The organism is Pseudomonas sp. AC172 (genome assembly GCF_979258595.1).
The window spans coordinates 1,153,655-1,172,991 of sequence record NZ_OZ409868.1 but is presented as its reverse complement, the minus strand read 5'-3'; the positions used below and the strand labels follow the sequence as shown (position 1 = coordinate 1,172,991).

Annotated in this window: 17 protein-coding genes; 7 read left to right on the top strand and 10 right to left on the bottom strand. The window is 60.3% G+C overall.

Features of this window, described 5'->3' with window-relative positions; all coding sequences use genetic code 11:
- Window positions 1-452: 452 nt before the first annotated feature.
- Together ACZ0A4_RS05380 and ACZ0A4_RS05375 are read right to left on the bottom strand one after the other, a co-directional pair.
- On the bottom strand, window positions 453-1,376 hold the full coding sequence (locus ACZ0A4_RS05380; protein WP_463573441.1) for a LysR family transcriptional regulator: 924 nt from the start codon (window positions 1,374-1,376) through the stop codon (window positions 453-455).
- Between the two features lie 54 nt (window positions 1,377-1,430).
- Window positions 1,431-2,414 (bottom strand): MBL fold metallo-hydrolase, encoded by a 984-nt coding sequence (locus tag ACZ0A4_RS05375; RefSeq protein ID WP_463573439.1) that lies wholly within the window; start codon window positions 2,412-2,414, stop codon window positions 1,431-1,433.
- A 248-nt stretch (window positions 2,415-2,662) separates the two neighbouring features.
- On the opposite strand from ACZ0A4_RS05375, the gene ACZ0A4_RS05370 reads away from it, so the two are divergent.
- Entirely contained in the window at window positions 2,663-3,094 is a 432-nt protein-coding gene (locus ACZ0A4_RS05370) for a helix-turn-helix domain-containing protein (RefSeq protein WP_463573438.1), read from the top strand.
- Window positions 3,095-3,219: 125 nt separating this feature from the next.
- Window positions 3,220-6,108 carry an ATP-binding protein gene (locus tag ACZ0A4_RS05365; protein ID WP_463573437.1) on the top strand — a complete coding sequence of 963 codons (2,889 nt, stop codon included), beginning with the start codon at window positions 3,220-3,222 and terminating at the stop codon, window positions 6,106-6,108.
- Here the strand turns inward: ACZ0A4_RS05365 and ACZ0A4_RS05360 are convergent.
- Window positions 6,085-7,542, bottom strand: a complete 1,458-nt coding sequence (locus ACZ0A4_RS05360) for an ATP-binding protein (RefSeq protein ID WP_463573436.1) — start codon at window positions 7,540-7,542, stop codon at window positions 6,085-6,087. The two genes, ACZ0A4_RS05365 and ACZ0A4_RS05360, sit on opposite strands and share 24 nt — an antisense overlap.
- A 90-nt stretch (window positions 7,543-7,632) precedes the next feature.
- Window positions 7,633-8,583, bottom strand: coding sequence for a GlxA family transcriptional regulator (locus tag ACZ0A4_RS05355; protein ID WP_463573435.1), 951 nt, complete (start codon window positions 8,581-8,583; stop codon window positions 7,633-7,635).
- 215 nt (window positions 8,584-8,798) lie between these two features.
- Between ACZ0A4_RS05355 and ACZ0A4_RS05350 the strand changes: the two genes are divergently transcribed.
- Complete coding sequence (locus ACZ0A4_RS05350) at window positions 8,799-9,521, top strand: pirin family protein (RefSeq protein WP_463573433.1); 723 nt, start codon at window positions 8,799-8,801, stop codon at window positions 9,519-9,521.
- A gap of 49 nt (window positions 9,522-9,570) precedes the next feature.
- Here the strand turns inward: ACZ0A4_RS05350 and ACZ0A4_RS05345 are convergent, their stop codons facing one another.
- Window positions 9,571-9,966 carry a hypothetical protein gene (locus ACZ0A4_RS05345; protein WP_463573431.1) on the bottom strand — a complete coding sequence of 132 codons (396 nt, stop codon included), beginning with the start codon at window positions 9,964-9,966 and terminating at the stop codon, window positions 9,571-9,573.
- Window positions 9,967-10,215: 249 nt separating this feature from the next.
- Window positions 10,216-11,091, bottom strand: a complete 876-nt coding sequence (locus ACZ0A4_RS05340; RefSeq protein ID WP_463573429.1) for a LysR family transcriptional regulator — start codon at window positions 11,089-11,091, stop codon at window positions 10,216-10,218.
- 111 nt (window positions 11,092-11,202) lie between these two features.
- Here ACZ0A4_RS05340 and ACZ0A4_RS05335 point away from each other — a divergent pair, with 111 nt between their 5' ends.
- The 3 genes from ACZ0A4_RS05335 (at window position 11,203) to ACZ0A4_RS05325 (ending at window position 14,518) form a co-directional block, all read left to right on the top strand.
- Window positions 11,203-12,402, top strand: a complete 1,200-nt coding sequence (locus tag ACZ0A4_RS05335; RefSeq protein ID WP_463573428.1) for a YbfB/YjiJ family MFS transporter — start codon at window positions 11,203-11,205, stop codon at window positions 12,400-12,402.
- A 60-nt stretch (window positions 12,403-12,462) separates the two neighbouring features.
- A complete protein-coding gene (locus ACZ0A4_RS05330; RefSeq protein ID WP_463573427.1) occupies window positions 12,463-13,461 on the top strand; it encodes an NAD(P)H-quinone oxidoreductase in 999 nt (332 codons plus the stop codon).
- A 112-nt stretch (window positions 13,462-13,573) separates the two neighbouring features.
- Entirely contained in the window at window positions 13,574-14,518 is a 945-nt protein-coding gene (locus ACZ0A4_RS05325) for an alpha/beta hydrolase (RefSeq protein WP_463573425.1), read from the top strand.
- Here ACZ0A4_RS05325 and ACZ0A4_RS05320 read toward each other — a convergent pair.
- Window positions 14,515-16,326, bottom strand: coding sequence for an ABC transporter ATP-binding protein (locus tag ACZ0A4_RS05320; RefSeq protein ID WP_463573424.1), 1,812 nt, complete (start codon window positions 16,324-16,326; stop codon window positions 14,515-14,517). The genes ACZ0A4_RS05325 and ACZ0A4_RS05320 overlap by 4 nt on opposite strands.
- A 223-nt stretch (window positions 16,327-16,549) precedes the next feature.
- Here ACZ0A4_RS05320 and ACZ0A4_RS05315 point away from each other — a divergent pair, with 223 nt between their 5' ends.
- Window positions 16,550-16,963 carry a VOC family protein gene (locus tag ACZ0A4_RS05315; protein ID WP_463573423.1) on the top strand — a complete coding sequence of 138 codons (414 nt, stop codon included), beginning with the start codon at window positions 16,550-16,552 and terminating at the stop codon, window positions 16,961-16,963.
- Window positions 16,964-17,019: 56 nt separating this feature from the next.
- On the opposite strand, the gene ACZ0A4_RS05310 is transcribed toward ACZ0A4_RS05315, so the two are convergent.
- The 3 genes from ACZ0A4_RS05310 to ACZ0A4_RS05300 form a co-directional block, all read right to left on the bottom strand.
- The gene (locus ACZ0A4_RS05310; RefSeq protein WP_463573421.1) at window positions 17,020-17,349 is read right to left on the bottom strand and encodes a hypothetical protein; all 330 of its coding nucleotides are present in this window, start codon (window positions 17,347-17,349) and stop codon (window positions 17,020-17,022) included.
- 150 nt (window positions 17,350-17,499) lie between these two features.
- Entirely contained in the window at window positions 17,500-18,525 is a 1,026-nt protein-coding gene (rtcA, locus tag ACZ0A4_RS05305; RefSeq protein WP_463573420.1) for an RNA 3'-terminal phosphate cyclase, read from the bottom strand.
- Between the two features lie 8 nt (window positions 18,526-18,533).
- A complete protein-coding gene (locus ACZ0A4_RS05300; RefSeq protein WP_463573418.1) occupies window positions 18,534-19,322 on the bottom strand; it encodes a nucleotidyltransferase domain-containing protein in 789 nt (262 codons plus the stop codon).
- Window positions 19,323-19,337 lie beyond the last annotated feature (15 nt).

Genomic DNA, 19,337 nt, shown 5'->3' with positions numbered 1-19,337 from the left:
CAGGTTAGCGAACCGGGAGGAACAGGAACCCGGCAGACCCAAAGGCCTCCCGCGCGCAGCCGCCATAACATCAATTGCAAAAAGACAATCTGCAAAGACGTAGGGTGCACTGTGCGCCTGTATCCAATTCGGGTCGCTAAACCCGATCGCTGAACTATTCAGCGACCACCAAACGATAGAGACCCGACCACAAGCGCACAAGCCGGCGGATTCTGGCGTAGCTGTAGGCAAAGGCGCAAGGTTGCGTAGCCTGAAAGAGTGTCTGTGGGTGTTGCTTAAACGGCGGTGTTTAAACCACCGAAAATCTATGGATCACACCGAGCCAATGTGGGAGCGAGCCTGCTCGCGAAGGCGTCGGGTCAGTCGCTAAATGCTTTGAATGACACAGCGCTTTCGCGAGCAGGCTCGCTCCCACAGGGGTTTCGCGTGCTTGCTGGCATTTTGTCAGGGATTCAAATCACTGGAATATCCAGCGGCGCCGCCATGAACTGGCTGATCCGCGCGCGCAACCACTTCTCCGCCGGGTCGTTGTCATGCACCCCGCTCCAGGCCATCGACAATTGCGCCGCATCGATCGGAAACGGTGGATCTTCGGCGCGCAACGCACACCCTTCAACCAGTGCGCAGGCCGCGTAATCCGGCACGGTGGCGATCATCTCGGTGCCGGCAAGCAAGGCGCGCAAACCGCTGAATTGCGGCACGCCCAACACCACGCGACGCGAACGGCCGACCTTGGCCAGGTCCATGTCGATGTTGCCGCTCAAGTCGCCGGAGAACGACACCATCGCATGCGGGCGCTCGCAGTATTCATCCAGCGTCAGCGGCCCCGGACGGTCGTCGCCGCGCAGGACTTTGCAGGGAATGTCGCGCAGTTTTTTGCGCTTGGCGTTGGCCGGCAATTCAGTGGTGTAACTGACGCCAACGGAGATTTCCCCAGAGGCCAACAGTGCCGGCATCAACAAGTAATTGGCTCGGCGCACGACCACAACAATCCCCGGTGCTTCTTGCTGGAGCTGACGCAACAACGGCGGAAACAAGCCAAATTCGGCGTCGTCCGACAGGCCTATGCGGAAAACATCGCAACTGCTCGCCGGTTCGAACTCCTTGGCCCGGCTGACCGCGCCGGAGATGACATCCATCGCCGGCTGCAGCTCCTTGAGAATCGCCAGTGCCCGCGCGGTCGGCTCCATGCCACGCCCGTTGCGCAACAACAACGGATCATCGAACAGATCACGCAACCGCCCCAACGCCGCGCTGACGGCCGGTTGCCCCATGAACAGTTTTTCGGCGACGCGGGTCAGGTTCTTTTCGAACATCAGCGCTTCGAAAATCACCAGCAGGTTCATGTCGACGCGACGCAGATCGTTACGGTTCATGGGCATGTTTTCCTTTTCGGTGTAGGCCGTTTTTGCGGGTGGGCGCTGCGCACTTTACTCGATTAACGGCACCTTGGCCGCGCGCTTGTAAGGACCGTATTCCACGGGCACCCACTGAAAATGTTTGCCCTGCGCGGTGATATGACCGATGCCCGGGAACGGCAGGTGCGCCGCCGTCACCCACGTCTTGCTGACCACCGCCGCACTGAAGACTGCCTGACGAGCGTTGATCGCTTGCGCACTGTTGACATCAAAGCCGATTGACACTTGCGGATGCTCAAACTGCACAGCGAGGTTATGTACCAGATCCCCCATGAATACGATGCTCTGATTCTGCGAGGTGAAACGGTAGGTGGTGCTGCCCGGCGTATGTCCGGCTTCGAGTGTCGCTTCGACTAACCCCGGCAACGGCGACTGGTCAGCGGCGAATGTCTTGAAACGCCCGGCGGCGACGTAGGGCGCGGTGGAGTCCTGGGCGATCTTGAAAAATTCTCTGGCGCCGGCGGGAGCTTTGGCCAGCGCGGCCGGATCGAGCCAGTAATCTGCTTCCGCCTTGGCGGCATACACCGTGGCATGGGTGAACAACGCTTGCTTCTGTGCATCGACCAGACCACAGACATGATCAAGGTGCAGGTGCGTCAGCAAGATCGTATCGACCTGCTCTGGCTGGTAGCCGGCGGCCTGCATGTTCGCCAGGAGCTGCCCGGCGGTAGCGCCAATGCATTGCCCGGCGCCGCTGTCGACCAGAATCAGTTGCTTGCCGGTATTGACCAGAAAGGCATTGAACGCGGTCTGGACACCCGGGGTTTCAATCGAACGGCGTGCCAGCAGCGCGCGGATCTGACTCTGACTCATGCCCTGCAACAGCTTCGGCGACAGGTCGTTGTAGCCATCGAACAATGCGGTGACCTCGTAATCTCCCAGGGCCAGGCGGAAATAGCCGGGCGCCTGAGTGCCCTGCTGTGGTGCCTGAGCCATGACGCTGGACGTTACCAGCGCGAACGTCAGCGCCGCCGCTGCTTTGGAAATGCCTTTCATTTGATTCCCCCTGAACCTGCCGATTGCGGCGCCCCATCGGCTCGCCACGCTTGCAGTCATCGTGCCGCAAACAGCGGGGCGCAGACTTGCAGGGATGTGCTGAGTTCAGGTCAATGCGCTGGAATTAACAACGATTAACTCGTCAGTTCCCGGCCCTCACCCAACAATGAAGTCCTCTGCGCAGCGTTGTTTTTTTGACCTGAGGGGATGCGCCGACCGTGCATTCCCCATCGACACGGACTTTGGCCATGGCTCACTTACAGCACAGCGTCGCCCTCGCCCCCGCCAGCGAACCGCGCAAGTCCGGGATCGGCGGACTCAGTCCGCAGCGCGAACGACAGGTCAAACAGCTGATCCTCGAACGTCTGGGCGAAAGCCTCGAGGTCACTGAACTGGCGCGCGCTTGTTCGCTGTCACGCAGCCATTTTTCCCGCGCCTTCAAATGCAGCACCGGGTTGTCGCCGCAGGACTGGATTCGCACCCAGCGCATCGCGCGGGCCAAGCTGCTGATTCAGCACACTGACCTGAGCCTGACGCAAATCAGCCTGGAGTGCGGGTTCTGCGATCAGGCGCACTTTTGTCATATGTTCACCCGCAGCGAAGGCATCAATCCGTTTGCCTGGCGCTGCCAGATCACGAGAGAACCGAGGACTCACCGTTCCCAGCACGCTGTGTTTTGATCGCGGCCCCCGTTGCACTGAGGCTCAAACCTGAGGATTATGCCGGAACACCCCGGATTAGAAGGCCTGCGCACGCACCTGGCCCTACTCCGCTCTGTCCGTCGCAGCACCGCAGGAGTGAGCTGTTGAGTCTTTCGCCGAATCAGGCCCTCGGTTTTGGCCCCTATCGGATTCATCCCGGACAACGGCGCGTGCTCGAAGGCGAGCAGCCGTTACGTCTGGGCCGACGGGCAATGGACATCCTCCTGATTCTGCTGGCGCATGCCGGCGAAGTGGTGAGCAAGCAGCAATTGATGGCCGGGGTCTGGCCGGACACTGTCGTTGAAGACATCAACTTGCGCGTACACATGGCGGCGCTGCGCAAGGCGCTCGGTGACGGTCAGGCCGGCCAGCGCTACATCATCACCGTGGCGCAACGCGGTTACAGTTTTGTCGCACCGGTTTTACCGCAATCCATGGAGGAGCGTCCTGTGGGCGATGCTGGCGGTCGGCACAATCTGCCCTTGCGGCGCACGCGGATGATCGGCCGCCAGCCGCTGGTCGACAGCTTGATGACGCAGTTGCCGCGCCAACGCTGCATCACCCTGGTCGGCCCTGGCGGGATCGGCAAGACCACCGTGGCCCTGCGCGTGGCCGAGCAGTTGATCGGGCATTACACCGATGGTATTCGGCTGGTGGACCTGGCACCGCTCAACGATCCCCGGTTGATTTACTCGCATCTGGCCGCCCTGCTTGATCTGGCGTTACTCGAAGGTGATCCACTGGCAGCGCTGGTCAATGGTTTGCAACAGCGACAAATGCTGTTGCTGCTCGACAACTGCGAGCATTTGATTGATGCCGTTGCGGCGCTCAGTGAAAGCATTCTGCGCGGGGCGCCGCACGTGCATATCCTCGCCACCAGCCGCGAGAGTCTGCGGGCTGAAGGCGAGTACGTGCAGCGTCTGGACTCCCTCGAATACCCGCCAATGACGACGACGCTGAATCGTGAGCAAACGCTGAATTTTTCGGCGCTGCAATTGTTCGTCGAACGAGCGACGGCCGCGCAGGAAAGCTTCGAACTGAGCGATACCCAGTTGCCGCAAGCGATCGAGATCTGCCACCGACTCGACGGTATTCCACTGGCGTTGGAGCTGGCCGCTGCGCAGGTCGCCGAACTGGGTCTGGACGGTCTGTTGAGCCAGTTACAGGGCCGCTTGCCGCCGTTGGCAGCGGGCAATCAAAACAGTCTTGAGCGCCACCTCACCCTGCGCGCCACGCTGGACTGGAGTTTCAATCTGCTCGACCGTTGCGAGCAAACCTGTCTGCGCCGTTTGGGCGTGTTTCGCGGAGGGTTCACCCTGGAGTCAGCGGCGGCCGTGATCGTCGGCCAACAAATCGACCCCAGCATGGTGTTTGTGTCGATCAGCCAACTGGTGGCCAAGTCCCTGCTCGCCGTCGAAGTCGGTGACGAGGACGTGTTCTACCGTTTGCTCGACACCACCCGGCGTTACGCGCTGGAAAAACTCGATCACGCTGCCGAATGCGAAGAAACCCGCGAACGGCATGCCGAACGCTGTCTGGCGTTAATGCAGCAGGCGCAGAACGATTGGGAAAATACCCCGACGCTGTTGTGGATCGAACGCTACGCCCGAGGACTGGAAGATTTGCGCGCAGCGCTGGACTGGAGCCTGAACGGTGTCGGCCCCGGGGGGTTGGGAATTCGCCTGGCGGCGGCGTCGGCGCCCTTATGGCAGGAGCTGTCACTGCTCAAGGAGTACGGTGCCTATGTGCGTCGGGCGCTGAGCCTGCTTGATGAACTCGGCGAACCCTGCCTGCGCCTGAAAGTTGCGCTGAAACTGGCTCTTGGCAGCGCCTGCTACCACACATGGGGCGGCACTGCAGAAACCATCGAAGCCTTCATCGATGCCCGCCGGTTGGCGCACGAAAACGATGACGTCGCCGGGCAGTTACGCGCAGTGTCCGGGCACATGGCGGTCAACCTCAGCTGCGGCCACTACCGCATGGCGCTGGCACAGAGCGAGCACTTCGACCGCCTCGGTCTGCACGGTGACCCACTGTTGTCACTCAGCACCCACCGTTTGCGGGTATTGGCCCTGCACTATGCCGGCGATCAGCCGCAGGCGCGCCTGCATGCCGAGCAAGTGTTGCAGTACATGGCGCAAAGCGGCCATGTCAACCGCTTCACTCATGGCTTTGGCGTGCAATACGACCAGAGCGTCGCGTCGCTGACGGTGCTGGCACGGGTCTTATGGATGCAAGGTCTGCCGGAACAAGCCTGGCGCACGGCGCGGCAGGCCCTGGACATTGCCATACAGATCGACCATGGCACCTCGATTTGCTACACCCTGGCGCTGGCCAGTTGCCTGATCGCCCATTACAACGGCGATCAACAGAACGCTCGGGCACTGTTGCAGCTGTTGCTGGAGCAGTCGCAGAAGCATTCGGTGCTGCTGTTCAACGCGTGGGCACGGCACTATGCGCAGGTGATCGACGCGCAAGCCAAGGCGCCGGTGCCCAAGGACAGCAGCGGGCTGATTCGGGAAATCATGGTGACGCTGGATGGCCGTTTTGTGGATGACGCTTTGGTTGAGGGGGCGTTGAGTGGTGATGCGGGGTGGAGCACAGCGGAAATCTTGCGGGCTCGGGCGGATGCGTTATTGAGTGGAAAGAGGGTTTGTCTGGGCGGGCCTCTTCGCGAGCAGGCTCGCTCCCACATGGGTTCTGAGCACACCCAAAATCTCTGTGGGAGCGAGCTTGCTCGCGAAGGGGCCATTCAGGAAGCCGAAGCACTCCTGCAACAATCCCTGACCATCGCCCGTGCCCAAGGCGCGCTCGCCTGGGAACTGCGCAGCGCTACTTCATTGGCGCAACTCTGGCAGCGCCAATCGCGCAGCCAAGAGGCGCTGGATTTGCTCAGCCCGCTCTATCAACGCTTTACCGAGGGCTACGCGACTCCGGACCTGCGCAAGGTGCGCTTGCTGATCGACGATTTACGCGAGCACGTGCACGCCTGAGGCCTGGCGAATCCGCTTGATGTAACGCGCATGCCGGCGTTCAAGCTCAATCCCTTCCCCGCTGCGCTCAAGTTGCTCGCGGGCATAGCAGCGGGTGGTGTTGAGCATCCGGTATCGGCCCGCACTGCCGCCCCGCTCCACCGTCAATAATGACTTCTGCGCCAGACCGTCGATAATCGCGGCAAGCGTCTGCGGAGCCGATTGCGGACAACTGATCACCGCCAGCGCCGCCTCCAGCGTAAACGCCAGTTTGAACACCGATAAGCGTTGCAGCACACGTTGTTCCTGCTCACTCAAGCGCTGATAGCTCCAGTCGAGAACCGCCTGCATGGATTGGTGCCGCGACACTGCGGTGCGCCGGCCATGGCTGAGCACTTGCAGACCTTTGGCTATTTGCGCTTGCAAACCGACCAGCGCCAGCGCATCGATCTGCGCCGCCGCCAGCTCGATCGCCAAGGGCAAACCGTCGAGTTGGCGACAGATTTCAAAGACCGCTTTGACATCCTGCTCACGCAGGCGGAAATCATGCTGTCGAGCCCGAGCCCGGCTGACAAACAACTGCACTGCAGAATGACCCATGGCTTCAGTGATGCAATCTGCCGTCGAGCGTTTCGGGATGGCCAGGGGTGGCACGTACTGATGCGTTTCCAGACTGACGTGTAAGGCTTCACGGCTGGTGGCGAGAATCGACAGTCGAGGCGCGGCTTCGAGCAACGTTTCAATCGCAGCTCTGCAAGCGTCGCGGTGGTGGTCACAGTTATCCAGCAGCAGCAAGGCATGGCGAGTAGAGAGCCCGGTCAAATCGCAATCCAGGGTGCGCAGCACATGATCGAGGAGCGACGTGTCGCCGTCGTTCAAGCTCAGATCGACCTGCCACACGCCGTCTCGGTAGTACTGCAACAGCAGTTCTGCGACCCGCAATGCGACAGTGGATTTACCTACCCCGGCCGCGCCCGTCACGGTCATCAGTCGACAAAGTGGCATTTGCCGCACCAGCCCGCCGACCAGCGCATCGCGGCCGGCGACCGGGGTCAGTCGCGCAGGCAGATTATGCTGGGGCGTTTGCAAGCCCTCGAAGACCACTTGCGTGACGCTGTCGCAGCGTATCGGGGCAATAAAGCTGTAACCGCATTGCGGCACGTTAACGATGTAGCGCTGTCCGTTTTCACCATCACCCAATGCGCGCCGGAGTGCGGCAATGTGCACGCGCAGATTGATCTCCTCGACCACCGACGTCGGCCATACCAGAGCGATCAACTGTTCCTTCCTGACCACTCGACCGGCACGCTCGACCAGCACTTGCAGGATGTCCAGCGCACGACCGCCCATGCGCAAGGGCCGATCTCCATCGAGTATCAGCCGTTGCCGCAGGTGGAAGGCGTAAGGGCCGAAATGCAGCACCGACGCCGTGTTCAAATCGTTGAGGCTATCCATGCCAACTATCTTGGCAGCCTCAGATGACGCGACAACCGCTAGACGAGGCGCAGCACGGACATCCGGGTGCGCCAGACGGACACAAGCGCTCTAGCTGAACTGTTCGCGGTACTGCGCAGGGGTCAGGCCGAGCTTTTCAGCGAACAGTGAACGCATGTGCCGCACACTGCCGAAACCGCTTTTGTAAGCCACGGTTTTAAGCGGCAGATCGCTGGTTTCCAGCAGATTTCGCGCGCAGTCGATGCGCGCACTTTGCAGAAATTCCATCGGCGTCATGTTGATGTCGCGGGTGAACACTCGCGCGAAGTGCCGCGCACTCATGTTGGCAATGGCCGCCATGCGCTCGACCGTGAAAGCTTCGTCGAGGTGCTCCAGCACATAATTCTGCGCGCGGGTGATCGGCGTTTCCTGCGGTGCCACGGCAGCCATCAGCGGACTGAACTGCGCTTGACCGCCCTGCCGTTTCATCACCACCAGCAGGACTTTGGCTACATCCTGGGCGAGTTTCTTCCCATGATCACGGGCGATCACCGCCAGCGCCATATCGATACCGGCCGTGACGCCACCCGAGGTGATCAGGTTGCGATCCTCGACATAGATCTGATCGGTCGTGACATGGGCTTTCGGGAACCCCTTGATCAGGCGCTCGGTGTAATTCCAGTGCGTGGTCACGCGATAACCATCAAGCAAACCTGCATGCCCCAGCACGAAGGCGCCGGTGCAAATCGAACCGTAATAGTCGACCCGCTGGGCGGCGCCCTTGAGCCAGGCAAACAGAGACGGAAATCGCCGGTTGTAGGCGCCGGGGCCTCCCGGTACCAGCAGCAGATCATAATGCTCGGCGTCGTCGTCAATGGTCCGGTCGGCATGTACCAAGACGCCGTTGGACGCCCGAAGCGGACCCGGTTCGGTGCCGAGGGTGATCAAGCGATAATGCGCATCGGGCTTCAAGTAGCGATTGGCAACCGAAAAAACCTCCAATGGCCCGGCCATGTCGAGCAGAAGAAAGTCGGGAAACAGCACCATTGCCACGGTTTTCATGGGAGGACATCACTTAAATCTAAGAGGCGTGAGACAACCCGGACATTATGGCCAACCACGGCCGCTTGGGCGCAAAAGTTTTGTGTGAAGGCTATCGCAAAACTGTCAACCTGACAGGGACAGTCTTTCAATTTCCACCTACTTATTGCGCAACCCGGTAAACAGTAACCTTCTCCTCACTCGGACGAATTCACGTCCCGCAAGGAGATTTCATCATGCTGACCCTTCGCAAAGCCTCCGATCGTGGCCTCGCCAATCATGGCTGGTTGAAGTCCTTTCACACCTTTTCCTTCGCCAGCTATCGCGACCCTCGCGAGCAGGGTTTTTCCGACCTGCTGGTGATCAACGATGACCGCGTTGCCGCCGGTAAAGGCTTCGGCCAACACCCGCATCGCGACATGGAGATTTTTTCCTACGTGCTGGAAGGTGCGCTGGAACACAAGGACACGCTGGGCACGGGTTCGGTTATCCGCCCGGGTGACGTGCAATTGATGAGCGCCGGCAGTGGCGTGGCACACAGTGAGTTCAACCATTCGGCGACCAAACCGGTGCACTTTTTGCAGATCTGGATTGTGCCGGAGGTCGCCGGTGCCAAACCGCGCTATCAACAGGAGCATTTCAGCGCGGGGAAAAAACGCGGTCGTCTGCAGTTGATCATTTCGCCGGACGTCCACGACGGCTCGCTGAAAGTGCGGCAGGACGCACGGGTGTACGCAGGGCTGTTCGACGGCAAGGAAAGCGCCACGCTGAAATTGCCGGCCAACCGCTACGCCTATGTGCATGTCGCACGTGGCAGCGTTGAACTCAATGGCCAGCAACTGCGCGAAGGTGACGGCGTGCGGGTTCGCGAGGAACAGTTGCTGACTTTGAGCAACGGTGTCGATGCCGAGGTGTTGGTGTTCGACTTGCGGCCGCAGGAATTGCCAGAGATGCCATGACCTGGTATTTCAATGCTCACGAAAAACGGCCTTCTTTGAAGGCCGTTTTCTATTGTGCTGATTCGGGTGCTTGTTGCGCAGCAGGTCTTGGTGCGCCTATATCTTTACCTACCTGGATCGCCGCGAGTGTCGTCTGCAAGGTGGATAACACCGCTGCCTGATTGGCGAAGTGCGCCCCCACGACGACGGTGATCATTCCGAGAAAATGGACGGCTGTCGTCGCCCAGTAATGCGCCTTCACTGTCGAGGCTTGTTTGATGGCTTCTTTTGAGTCTTCGGCGATTTTTTGTACGCCGTCCCACATCAAATCGTACCGTTTGTCCCTCTCCGCCTGAGTCAAAAGATAAGCATCGATTTTTGCCGACACACCCTCGAACCGAGCATCCATCCTCGTCTCAATGGTCTCGATCCTGGCATTGAACTCTTCACGGCTTATAGCGTTCATGGTTTGAGTATTCCGACCTTTACTCGATAGGTCACTGATTGGATTTTGACTGAATTCCGTGGTTCTCAATTCGGCACCTTCCTGGGTTTACCAATACCTTCCCTGGTATCAACATCAGTGCGAGCCCTGCGCCCCTCACCGACATGCCGTAACAATAGGCCCCATCCAACAGGCTCACAAGCCGGGAGATTCTGCCTCTGGTGTAGGCCGTTTCGTCAGAGGTTGTAGCCCTGCCAACACAGCATCTACCTACCCATTCTCCGACGCGAACACGTCGACAATCTGCTCAATCACCGCCCTCACCCGCGCGGTATGGCGTAGGTCCGCGTGGGTTACCAGCCATACCTCATATGGCAACGGCGTAGCGCGCTCCGGCCAGAGTCTGATCAAGCCATCGCGCTCGCCCATGTACACCGGGATTTCTCCTACACCCAGCCCTGCTGCAATCGAACGACGGACGAGCAAACTGGAACTGAGGCTGGCGACGATCCGACCACGACTCAACGGCTCAGACACCAGCGTCAGGTCCTTTTTGCCTTGCAGATACGGTTGATAAACCACCAGATCATGCCCTTCAAATGCCGTGCCCGGCGGCGGTACTCCATTGGCGTCTATATACGCTTGGGAAGCGAACAGCCCCACCGGCCATCGGGCAATTCGCCGGGCGATCAGGTCCGGGTTGTCCGGTCGGGTGTTGCGCACAGCGATATCCGCCTCGCGCTTGGCCAGGCTGAGGATCTGTGTGGACGCATCCAGTTGCACTCGCACGTCAGGGTGCTGCTCGTGCAAACGGGCAATCGCCGGAATCAGGAAATCGATGGCCAGCGAATCAGTGGTACTGACGCGCACCGTGCCGGTCAGGCGATCGTCCAGGCCTTGAATCTGCCGCTCCAGCTCCAGCGCCGAATGCTCCATTTTTTCAACGCTTTTAAGCGCTGCTTCGCCGACCGCTGTCAACGCGTACCCGTCAGAGGTACGCAGGAACAACGTCGCGCTCAGGGATTTTTCCAGTGCCGTGATGCGCCGCCCGACGGTCGCCTGATCCACCCCCAGAACCCGTGCTGCGCCGCGCAACGTCGACTCGCGGCAAACGGCAAGAAACACCCGTGCATCATCCCAATTCATGCTGCCTCCCAATGATGCAAATTCGCATCGCAATGCCGCTTAATCGCTGCATTAACGCAGCAAAGATAGCCGATATGCTGAGCGCCATAAACCTTCCACGAGATTGCTGACATGCGCACTCCAAGTCCCACCGGTATCTGGCTGCCGATCTTTGCTGGCCTGTGCGCCAGCCTGGTCAGCATCGGTCTGGCGCGTTTCGCTTACACGCCGTTGATTCCTTCGCTGATAGAAGCGCAGTGGTTTAGCGCCAATGATGTGGTCTACCTCGGCGCAGCCAATCTGGTGGGTTATCTGATCGGCGCCCTGCTGGGCCGGCCGACAGCGCGCCAGCTCGGCAATAAAAATGCTTTGCGGCTGATGATGCTGGTGGTCACGGCGGCATTTTTCGCCTGCGCGTTTCCGTTGTCGGTGAGCTGGTTCTTCGGCTGGCGACTGCTGTCAGGGATTGCCGGCGGTGCGATCATGGTGCTGGTGGCCGCGACGGTATTGCCGCATGTTCCGGCGGCGCGTAAAGGTCTGGCCAGTGGCGCAATCTTTCTCGGCATCGGTCTCGGCATTGCCGGTTCGGGCACGCTGGTGCCACCGCTTTTGAGTCTTGGTTTGCAAGCGACATGGCTGGGCCTGGGGGCTTTGGCCTTGTTGCTGACAGCGTTGAGCTGGTTCGGCTGGCCGTCTGATTTCCAGCACCCGGTCGTTGCGCAAGAAACAATGCCCGCAGAACCGACACCGCGCGGGGTGTATTTGCTGTTCGCTCAATACGCCTTCATGGCCGCAGGCCTGGTGCCCGCCATGGTGTTTCTGGTCGATTACGTGGCGCGAGGACTCGGTGCCGGGGCGCATATCGGCGCGTTGATCTGGGTGATGTACGGCTTGGGCGCGATTGTCGGCCCGGTGAGTTATGGCTTTCTTGCCGATCAGCTTGGCGCACGCTCCGGCATTCGCCTGGTGCTGGCAGTGCAGGCGATTGCCCTTGGGTTGCTGGCGATGTCCCACTCGTTTGTGGCGCTGGCGCTGTTGGCGGTAATTCTCGGTTCATTTCCGCCCGGAATCGTGCCGCTCGCCCTGGCTCGAGTGCATGAGCTGGTGCCGGAGCACCATCGCCAACAGATCGCCTGGAGCCGTGCCACGGTGTCATTCGCCACGTTTCAGGCGCTGGCCGGGTTTGCCTATTCGGCGCTGTTCAATGCCAGCGGCGGTCATCACGCGTTGTTGTTCGTCATTGCCGCTGGCGCGATCGTCGTGGCGCTGCTGCTGGAGCAAGTCATGAAATGGCTGCCCGCCCCGGTTGAGCCGCGCTGCTGCGCAAATTGAAGGGAATCATTGCCGGCTCGGCATGCTCCCACTTACACCACTCAAGCCAAGAGAAACGATATGTCCCTGCCCAATGAAATGACCCGAATCGAAATCACCGAACCCGGAGGCCCCGAGGTCTTGCAACCTCGACGCGTGCCGCTGCCGGTCGCGGCACAAGGCGAAGTACTGATCCGCGTACACGCTGCCGGAATCAACCGGCCGGACGCCTTGCAGCGTGCTGGCAAATACCCGATGAAACCCGGCATGAATCCGATTCCCGGGCTGGAGGTCGCCGGTGAAATCGTGGCGCTCGGGGCGGGTGTCAGTCAGTTCGCCGTGGGCGACAAAGTCTGCGCGCTGACCAATGGCGGCGGTTATGCCGAATACTGCGCAGTCCCGGCCGGCCAGACCCTGCCGACTCCCGATGGCGTGGACTGGGTGCACGCCGCTGCGATCCCGGAAACGTTCTTTACCGTGTGGGCCAACCTGTTCGGCCTAGGCGGCGCCAGCCATGGTCAACGCGCGCTGATTCACGGTGGCACCAGCGGCATCGGCACTACCGCACTGATGCTCTGCCGCGAATTCGGTATAGAAGCGTTCGCCACCGCCGGCAGCCCGGACAAATGCGCAGCGATCAGCAAGCTTGGCGGCTTGCCGATCAACTATCGCGAGCAGGAGTTCGCCGAAGTCATCGCCGATAAAACTGCAGGCCAGGGCGTCAATGTGATCCTCGACATCATGGGCGGTTCGTACCTCAACGCTAACGTCAGCGCTCTGGCGATGGACGGTCGTCTGGTCATGCTCGGTTTCCTTGGCGGCGCACGGGCCACTGACTTTGATCTGCTGGCAATGATGGCCAAACGTGCGGTCATCACCGGTTCCCTCTTGCGCGCCCGCACTGCTGTCGAAAAAGCCGCGATTGCCGATCAACTGCGTGAGCATGTATGGCCAGCGCTGGCTGCCGGGCGCTGCCTGCCGATGATCGACAAGGTTTATTCGCTCAACGATGCGGTTCAGGCTCACGCGCACATGGAGGCCGGCGACCATATCGGCAAGATCGTGCTAAGGGTGGTGTGAATCGTTGCAGCATTTTGTAATCGTTGCGCCGGGACGGTGGTCGAAAAATTCACGCGCAGACCAAGTCATCTGGTAAAAAGCCTTCTTTGTCTGCGCCTGGGTGAAACGTTTAATGTTCCTGTCCTTCATGACGCGTCTGCGCCGCCGCCGTTTGGCGTTCGCCTGCATGGCCGCGCTGATTATCGGCGTGCCGACCAGTTGTGCCGTACTCGAACACACCGAACGCAAACTGCTGTTTCGCATCGAACCGGGCACCGCCGGCTGGTATCACGGCTTGCCTGGCAGCGTGCAGGAACTCGACCTGCAACCAAAGAGTTTCAAGGCCGGGCAGAACATTCATGCCTGGTGGTGGCCGGCGGAAAAGGCCAATGCGCCGGCCATTCTCTATCTGCATGGCGTGCGCTGGAACCTCACCGGACAGTTGTTCCGCATCGAACAATTGCGCGCGGCGGGTTATTCAGTGCTGGCCATCGACTACCGTGGTTTCGGCAAGAGTCACGGTGATCTGCCATCGGAAAGCAGTGTCTACGAAGACGCGAGGGTGGCGTGGGAGCGCTTCAAACTGCTGCAACCGGATCCCGCCAAACGCCTGATCTACGGGCACTCGCTGGGCGGCGCCGTGGCGATCGATCTGGCAGCGGAACTTGGGCAGGCGGCCGCCCGCGATCACTCCGCGCTACCCGTGCGCGGACTGGTGATCGAGTCCACCTTCACCACGCTGGCGGATGTCGCCGCGTCCGTGGCCAACACGTCACTGCCGGTGCGCTGGCTGCTGTCGCAGAAATTCGATTCGATCGACAAGATCGCCGACATTCATATGCCGCTGCTGGTGGTTCACGGTCTGGCTGACGCTTTCGTTCCTCCGCGTTTCAGCGAGCAACTGTTCAACGCCGCGCAACAACCCAAACGCCTGTTGCTGGTGCCGGGGGCAACGCACAACAACAGCATGGCGCTCGGCGGGCAGAATTACCGCAAGGCGCTCGACAGCCTGATGCAGAGCAAGCCCGCCCCACGGATGGCCGGGCCGGCAACCGTGCGCAGCGGACGGGATACTTAACGGTAGCCGCGAGCCTGCAAATCGAACAGTTGCGCGTAATGCCCGGCAGCGGCGATCAGTTGATCGTGGCCGCCCTGTTCCAGAATCTGGCCTTGTTGCAGCACGATAATATGGTCGGCATTGCGCACGCTGGAAAAACGATGGGAAATCAGCAAGGTCATGCGACCTTCGCTGTGCTGGCTGAAATGCTCGAACACCGCCGCTTCGGCCGCCGGATCAAGGGCGGAAGTCGGTTCATCGAGGATCAGAATGTCGGCTTCACGGCGCATGTACGCGCGGGACAAGGCAATCTTCTGCCACTGCCCGCCAGACAACTCCTGGCCACCGGCAAACCAGCGTCCCAATTGCGTGGCATAGCCCTTGTCGAGCCCTTCGATAAAGGGGGCAGCCATGCCTTGGGCAGCGGCCTCTTTCCATCGTTGCGAATCGTTAAACGCCAAAGTATCGCCGACGCCGATGTTTTCTCCGACGCTGAACTGGTAGCGAATGTAGTCCTGAAAAATCACGCCAATCCGCCGACGCAACGCGGTCTCCTGCCAATCCTGCAAATCGCTGCCGTCGAGCAGGATGCGCCCTTGATCGGGGCGGTAGAGCCGGGTCAGTAACTTGATCAGTGTGGTCTTGCCAGAACCGTTCTCCCCGACCAGCGCCACACTCTTGCCGGGCACCAGTTGCAGGTCAATGTTTTCCAGTGCCGGCCGACTGGCACCGGGGTAACGGAAACCGACGTTTTCGAAACGCAAACCATCGCCCGGGCAGACGCCGACCGTCAGGTGACCGGAATCCACCTGCACCGGTTCGGCCAGGTATTCATAAAGACTCGTCAGGTAGAGGCCGTCTTCGTACAGGCCGCTGATCGCACTTAGACTGCTGCTCACCGCGCTTTGGCCTTGCTTGAACAGCACCAGATACATGGTCATCTGGCCGAGGCTGATCTGGCCATGCACGGCATCGATCACCACCCAGGCATAGGCCGCGTAAAATGCCGCGGTACCGAGAAGACCGAGAGCGAAACCCCAGCCATCGCGCCGCAACGTCAGGCGTCGGTCTTCGGCATACAGCCTGGCGAACGTGTCGCGGTAGCGTTGCAGCAACAACGGTGCAAAACCGAACAGCTTGACCTCTTTGATATAGGTCTCGTGGGACAGCAAGGTTTCGATGTAATTCTGCTGCCGACTCTCCGGCGCGCGGCGGGTGAACAGGCGAAAGGCGTCCCCGGAAAAGTGCGCTTCGGCGAAGAACACCGGCAACGCCCCCACCACCAGCAGCACCAGCGCCCAAGGCGAAAAATGCACCAGCAGCACACCAAAGCTGATCAGCATGATCAGGTTCTGAATCAAGCCCAACGACTTCATGACCAGCGCCAGTGGCCGGGTCGAAGCCTCGCGACGGACACGCACCAGTTTGTCGTAGAACTCGGAGTTCTCGAACTGCACCAGTGACAGGGTCTGCGCTTTTTCCAGGATCAGCGTATTGACCTTCTGCCCTAGCTGCACCCGCAACAGCGACTGCTGCACCGACAGTGCCCGTTGTGTGCCGGACAACAACGCCAATACCCCGGCCTCCAACAAAACGTACCGCAACACTGGCCACAGCGGCGCACTGCCGTGTTGTGCGTGTAACTGCATCGCTGTAACCACGGCATCGACAATCCGCTGCCCCAACCACGCCGCCAGTGCCGGCAGCAAACCGGCAACCAACGTTGCCAGCACCAGCCCCAGAAACAAGCCGCGCGATGTCCCCCAAACCAAACGCAAGGCGCGCTGCGCCTGATCGAACAAAGAGCTGAAACGCGATAGATCAGGCATGGGGCATTGGACTCGGCAGGCGATGGTGGTGCGTTATGGTACTCCAGCGCTACGACCGAATTTCACACGACGAGCGCGTTATTGTCGACGCGTTTTTTAGAACAAAAACATCTGGAAGAATCGGGTCTTTGCGGCGTCCAACGCTCTGCTATGTTTTAACCGCCCCACGCGGAACCCGGCGAACACCCGCCACGCTCCGCGCCTGACTGCCGGGAGCAGAGACATGAGAATCGACCCGTACCTGATCTTCAACGGTGATTGCCGCGAAGCCTTCACCTTCTACGAACAAGCCTTGCCGGGAACACTGGAGGCCATGATGACGTTCGGCGAAACACCCGCCGCCGAGCATGTGCCTAAAGAGCATCAGCACCTGATCATTCACACTTGCCTGAAAGTCGGCGATCAAATGATCATGGCCTCGGACACCACGCCCGATCGGCCGACTCAAGGCATGAGCGGCTGCTCGATTTCGCTGAACGTAGACAGCATCGCCGAAGCGGAGCGCGTGTTCAACGCACTGGCCAAGGACGGTCGCGTCGACATGCCGCTGGAAGCGACCTTCTGGGCCGCACGCTTCGGCATGTTGGTGGATCGTTTTGGCGTGTCGTGGATGGTCAATTGCGAAAGTGAAAAGTGACGCTGAGATTCGTCAGGCATGAAAAAGCCCAACCTGTTCAGGTTGGGCTTTTTGTATTAACGCTGGGCCAATTCGTGGCGCACGCATTGTTCGTAATAGGTCTGCTTGACCGCCGCTGGCTTAAGCTTCGACGTGCTGTTGTAGGTTTGCTCGGTAATCCCCATCGCGGTCATGCGCATCCAGGGCTGCTGGAACCGGCGCACCTGCAATTGTTTGCGTGCGCCGTACAGCGAGACGCCCGACAACTTCGATTGCTGGGCACCGGCAGCAATCTCCGAGCCCCAGGTGCAGGCAAAGCGATGGCTTTTGCTCAGTTCTTTCGCCTGCACTCCCACCGCGAAAACAGCCAGGGAAAGCGTTGCAACGGTGATGACAATCGTCCGCATAGAGCCAACCTAACCTTTTGAAAAAAGGCGATTTTGCCGGGGAAGCAAAAATCCGGGGGCCAGCAATTTGCCGCCTTTCGCGAGTTTTTTGCGGACGTAAAAAAGGGCGGTGGGGTTTCCTGATGAAATCCCACCGCCCTGGCCTGGCAATCAAATGGCGATGACCTCAACGCGCAATCGATCAGCGCCCTCCTCCCGACAATCGATGCGAACCGGCAAAAACAACTCGATCACCGCGATATTGCTGTGCAGATGCTCGGTCATGCGTGGCGTGGTGAACGAGCCACCACCGGCCAGCGCCATTGGCAACAGCAACTGATCGGCAAGGTGCTCGGCCACCGCAGCACCACTACGCAACCAGTCGGCGGCCTGATTGATCGCGGCGTCGGCTACTTTTTCCGCCCGTAGCGACACTTGGCCAAACGCGCTGAACACTTCGGTGACGTGCTCGAATGCGTACTCCAGCAACAACACATTGCCCGGCCCCCGCGCCGGATCGAGCGTGACATGTTGCAGCGCCGCAGGCGGCAGACTCAAGCGCTTGGCAACCTGGCTCAACTCACGTTCGGCCACCGTCGGCGCCAGCCCGGCGGTCAGCGCCGATGCGTGCTGCGAAATCGCCTCGCCACGTTCACACAAGTCCAGCCGCATCAGGTTCGACGGCTGCACGTTCACCTCGATCTCGCCACCGCCTGCCGGGACAAATCCATGTCGCAACAAGTCCAGCTCGACGTTTGCGCCCATACGCCGCAACAGCGGCAACCAGCTGCGCGAGAGAAAGTCGGTCGGCGGCGCCAGCGGGTTATGCGTGCCACCCGAGATGCGCACCCGACTCACCTCTGGTGCCCGCAACAGCGCCGGCAACAAGGTCTGCAAGACCAGCGTGCAACTGCCGGCGGTGCCGATAGCGAACTGGTATTCGCCAGAGCGAATCGCGCCGGGCTCAAAGCTCAACGCTTGCGAGCCCAACTGCGCACCGGAAACCGTCGCGCCGCAGACCTCGGCCGCCGCCATGACGGCCGTCAAATGTTGCCTGAGCAATCCCGGACGGCTGCGTTTGGCGCGGATCTGTTTAATGCGAAATGCCCTGCCTGTCAGCATCGACAGGCTCAAGGCACTGCGCAACACCTGGCCGCCACCGATGGCACCGTCCAGTTCTATCACTTCCTGTTTCATTGCATTCCTTACGCGTATCGCCCGACGGTATCCCTGAGGTACCGATCCAGACGTCGCGAGTCTTCCTGAGTTCTGAGTAATGTGGGCACTTCGCGCTCAAGTTCGGCGGCGATGAACCCGTGCAGCGCCGGACGACGCGGCCCGTAAGCGCTCTCGTCGGCATTGCGTTTGAGGGCCAGCAGTTCGTCGACTTCCGCGAGCAGCGCGCGGTCGTCGACGGTGGTCAGCAGGTCGGCGAACGTCATCGGCGGCCGCCCTCGGCCCTGGTCGATCCAGCGCACCGCCAGCAGCGGCCGCAGCACATAGAAGTACTTCTTGAAACGGACGGTTCCACCTTGCAGGTAACCGCGAAAGTTCTTCTTCGCCATCGACAGATAGTGACTGCGCGCCGCTGGCGGGCTGTAGAACGCTTCGGCGAGTTCGCGCAGCTGTGCCACCTGAGCGGTTTCACTGCGATAAACCAGCGGCGAGTCGAGCCACTCCAGTAACGTCGGATTGGATTTGCGCAATAACCCGAGGGTCTTGCGCAGTTCCCAGCCACTGACGTCGAGTTCATCGCCCAGCGGACGTTCGATCACATCGCGCGGCGCATCGACCTGAACGAACCACTCGGGCTTTTCCACATAAACAAACCGCACGTCGTAATCGCTGTCGGTCGAGGCAAAACCCCAGGCCCGGCTGCCTGACTCACAGGCGTATAACACCGTGACATTACGTTCACGCTCTATGCGCGCCAGCTCTTCCAGTACCCGCGCACGCATTGTGGCGCACAGCGGATGACGCTCTTGCAGTTCCATGACTTGCTTTTCCTT

Coding starts and splice junctions, on each gene's coding strand:
- ACZ0A4_RS05380 (WP_463573441.1), bottom strand. CDS start 1,376: ATGAACCGTAACGATCTGCGTCGCGTCGACATGAACCTGCTGGTGATT.
- ACZ0A4_RS05375 (WP_463573439.1), bottom strand. CDS start 2,414: ATGAAAGGCATTTCCAAAGCAGCGGCGGCGCTGACGTTCGCGCTGGTA.
- ACZ0A4_RS05370 (WP_463573438.1), top strand. CDS start 2,663: ATGGCTCACTTACAGCACAGCGTCGCCCTCGCCCCCGCCAGCGAACCG.
- ACZ0A4_RS05360 (WP_463573436.1), bottom strand. CDS start 7,542: ATGGATAGCCTCAACGATTTGAACACGGCGTCGGTGCTGCATTTCGGC.
- ACZ0A4_RS05355 (WP_463573435.1), bottom strand. CDS start 8,583: ATGAAAACCGTGGCAATGGTGCTGTTTCCCGACTTTCTTCTGCTCGAC.
- ACZ0A4_RS05350 (WP_463573433.1), top strand. CDS start 8,799: ATGCTGACCCTTCGCAAAGCCTCCGATCGTGGCCTCGCCAATCATGGC.
- ACZ0A4_RS05345 (WP_463573431.1), bottom strand. CDS start 9,966: ATGAACGCTATAAGCCGTGAAGAGTTCAATGCCAGGATCGAGACCATT.
- ACZ0A4_RS05340 (WP_463573429.1), bottom strand. CDS start 11,091: ATGAATTGGGATGATGCACGGGTGTTTCTTGCCGTTTGCCGCGAGTCG.
- ACZ0A4_RS05335 (WP_463573428.1), top strand. CDS start 11,203: ATGCGCACTCCAAGTCCCACCGGTATCTGGCTGCCGATCTTTGCTGGC.
- ACZ0A4_RS05330 (WP_463573427.1), top strand. CDS start 12,463: ATGTCCCTGCCCAATGAAATGACCCGAATCGAAATCACCGAACCCGGA.
- ACZ0A4_RS05325 (WP_463573425.1), top strand. CDS start 13,574: ATGTTCCTGTCCTTCATGACGCGTCTGCGCCGCCGCCGTTTGGCGTTC.
- ACZ0A4_RS05320 (WP_463573424.1), bottom strand. CDS start 16,326: ATGCCTGATCTATCGCGTTTCAGCTCTTTGTTCGATCAGGCGCAGCGC.
- ACZ0A4_RS05315 (WP_463573423.1), top strand. CDS start 16,550: ATGAGAATCGACCCGTACCTGATCTTCAACGGTGATTGCCGCGAAGCC.
- ACZ0A4_RS05310 (WP_463573421.1), bottom strand. CDS start 17,349: ATGCGGACGATTGTCATCACCGTTGCAACGCTTTCCCTGGCTGTTTTC.
- rtcA (WP_463573420.1), bottom strand. CDS start 18,525: ATGAAACAGGAAGTGATAGAACTGGACGGTGCCATCGGTGGCGGCCAG.
- ACZ0A4_RS05300 (WP_463573418.1), bottom strand. CDS start 19,322: ATGGAACTGCAAGAGCGTCATCCGCTGTGCGCCACAATGCGTGCGCGG.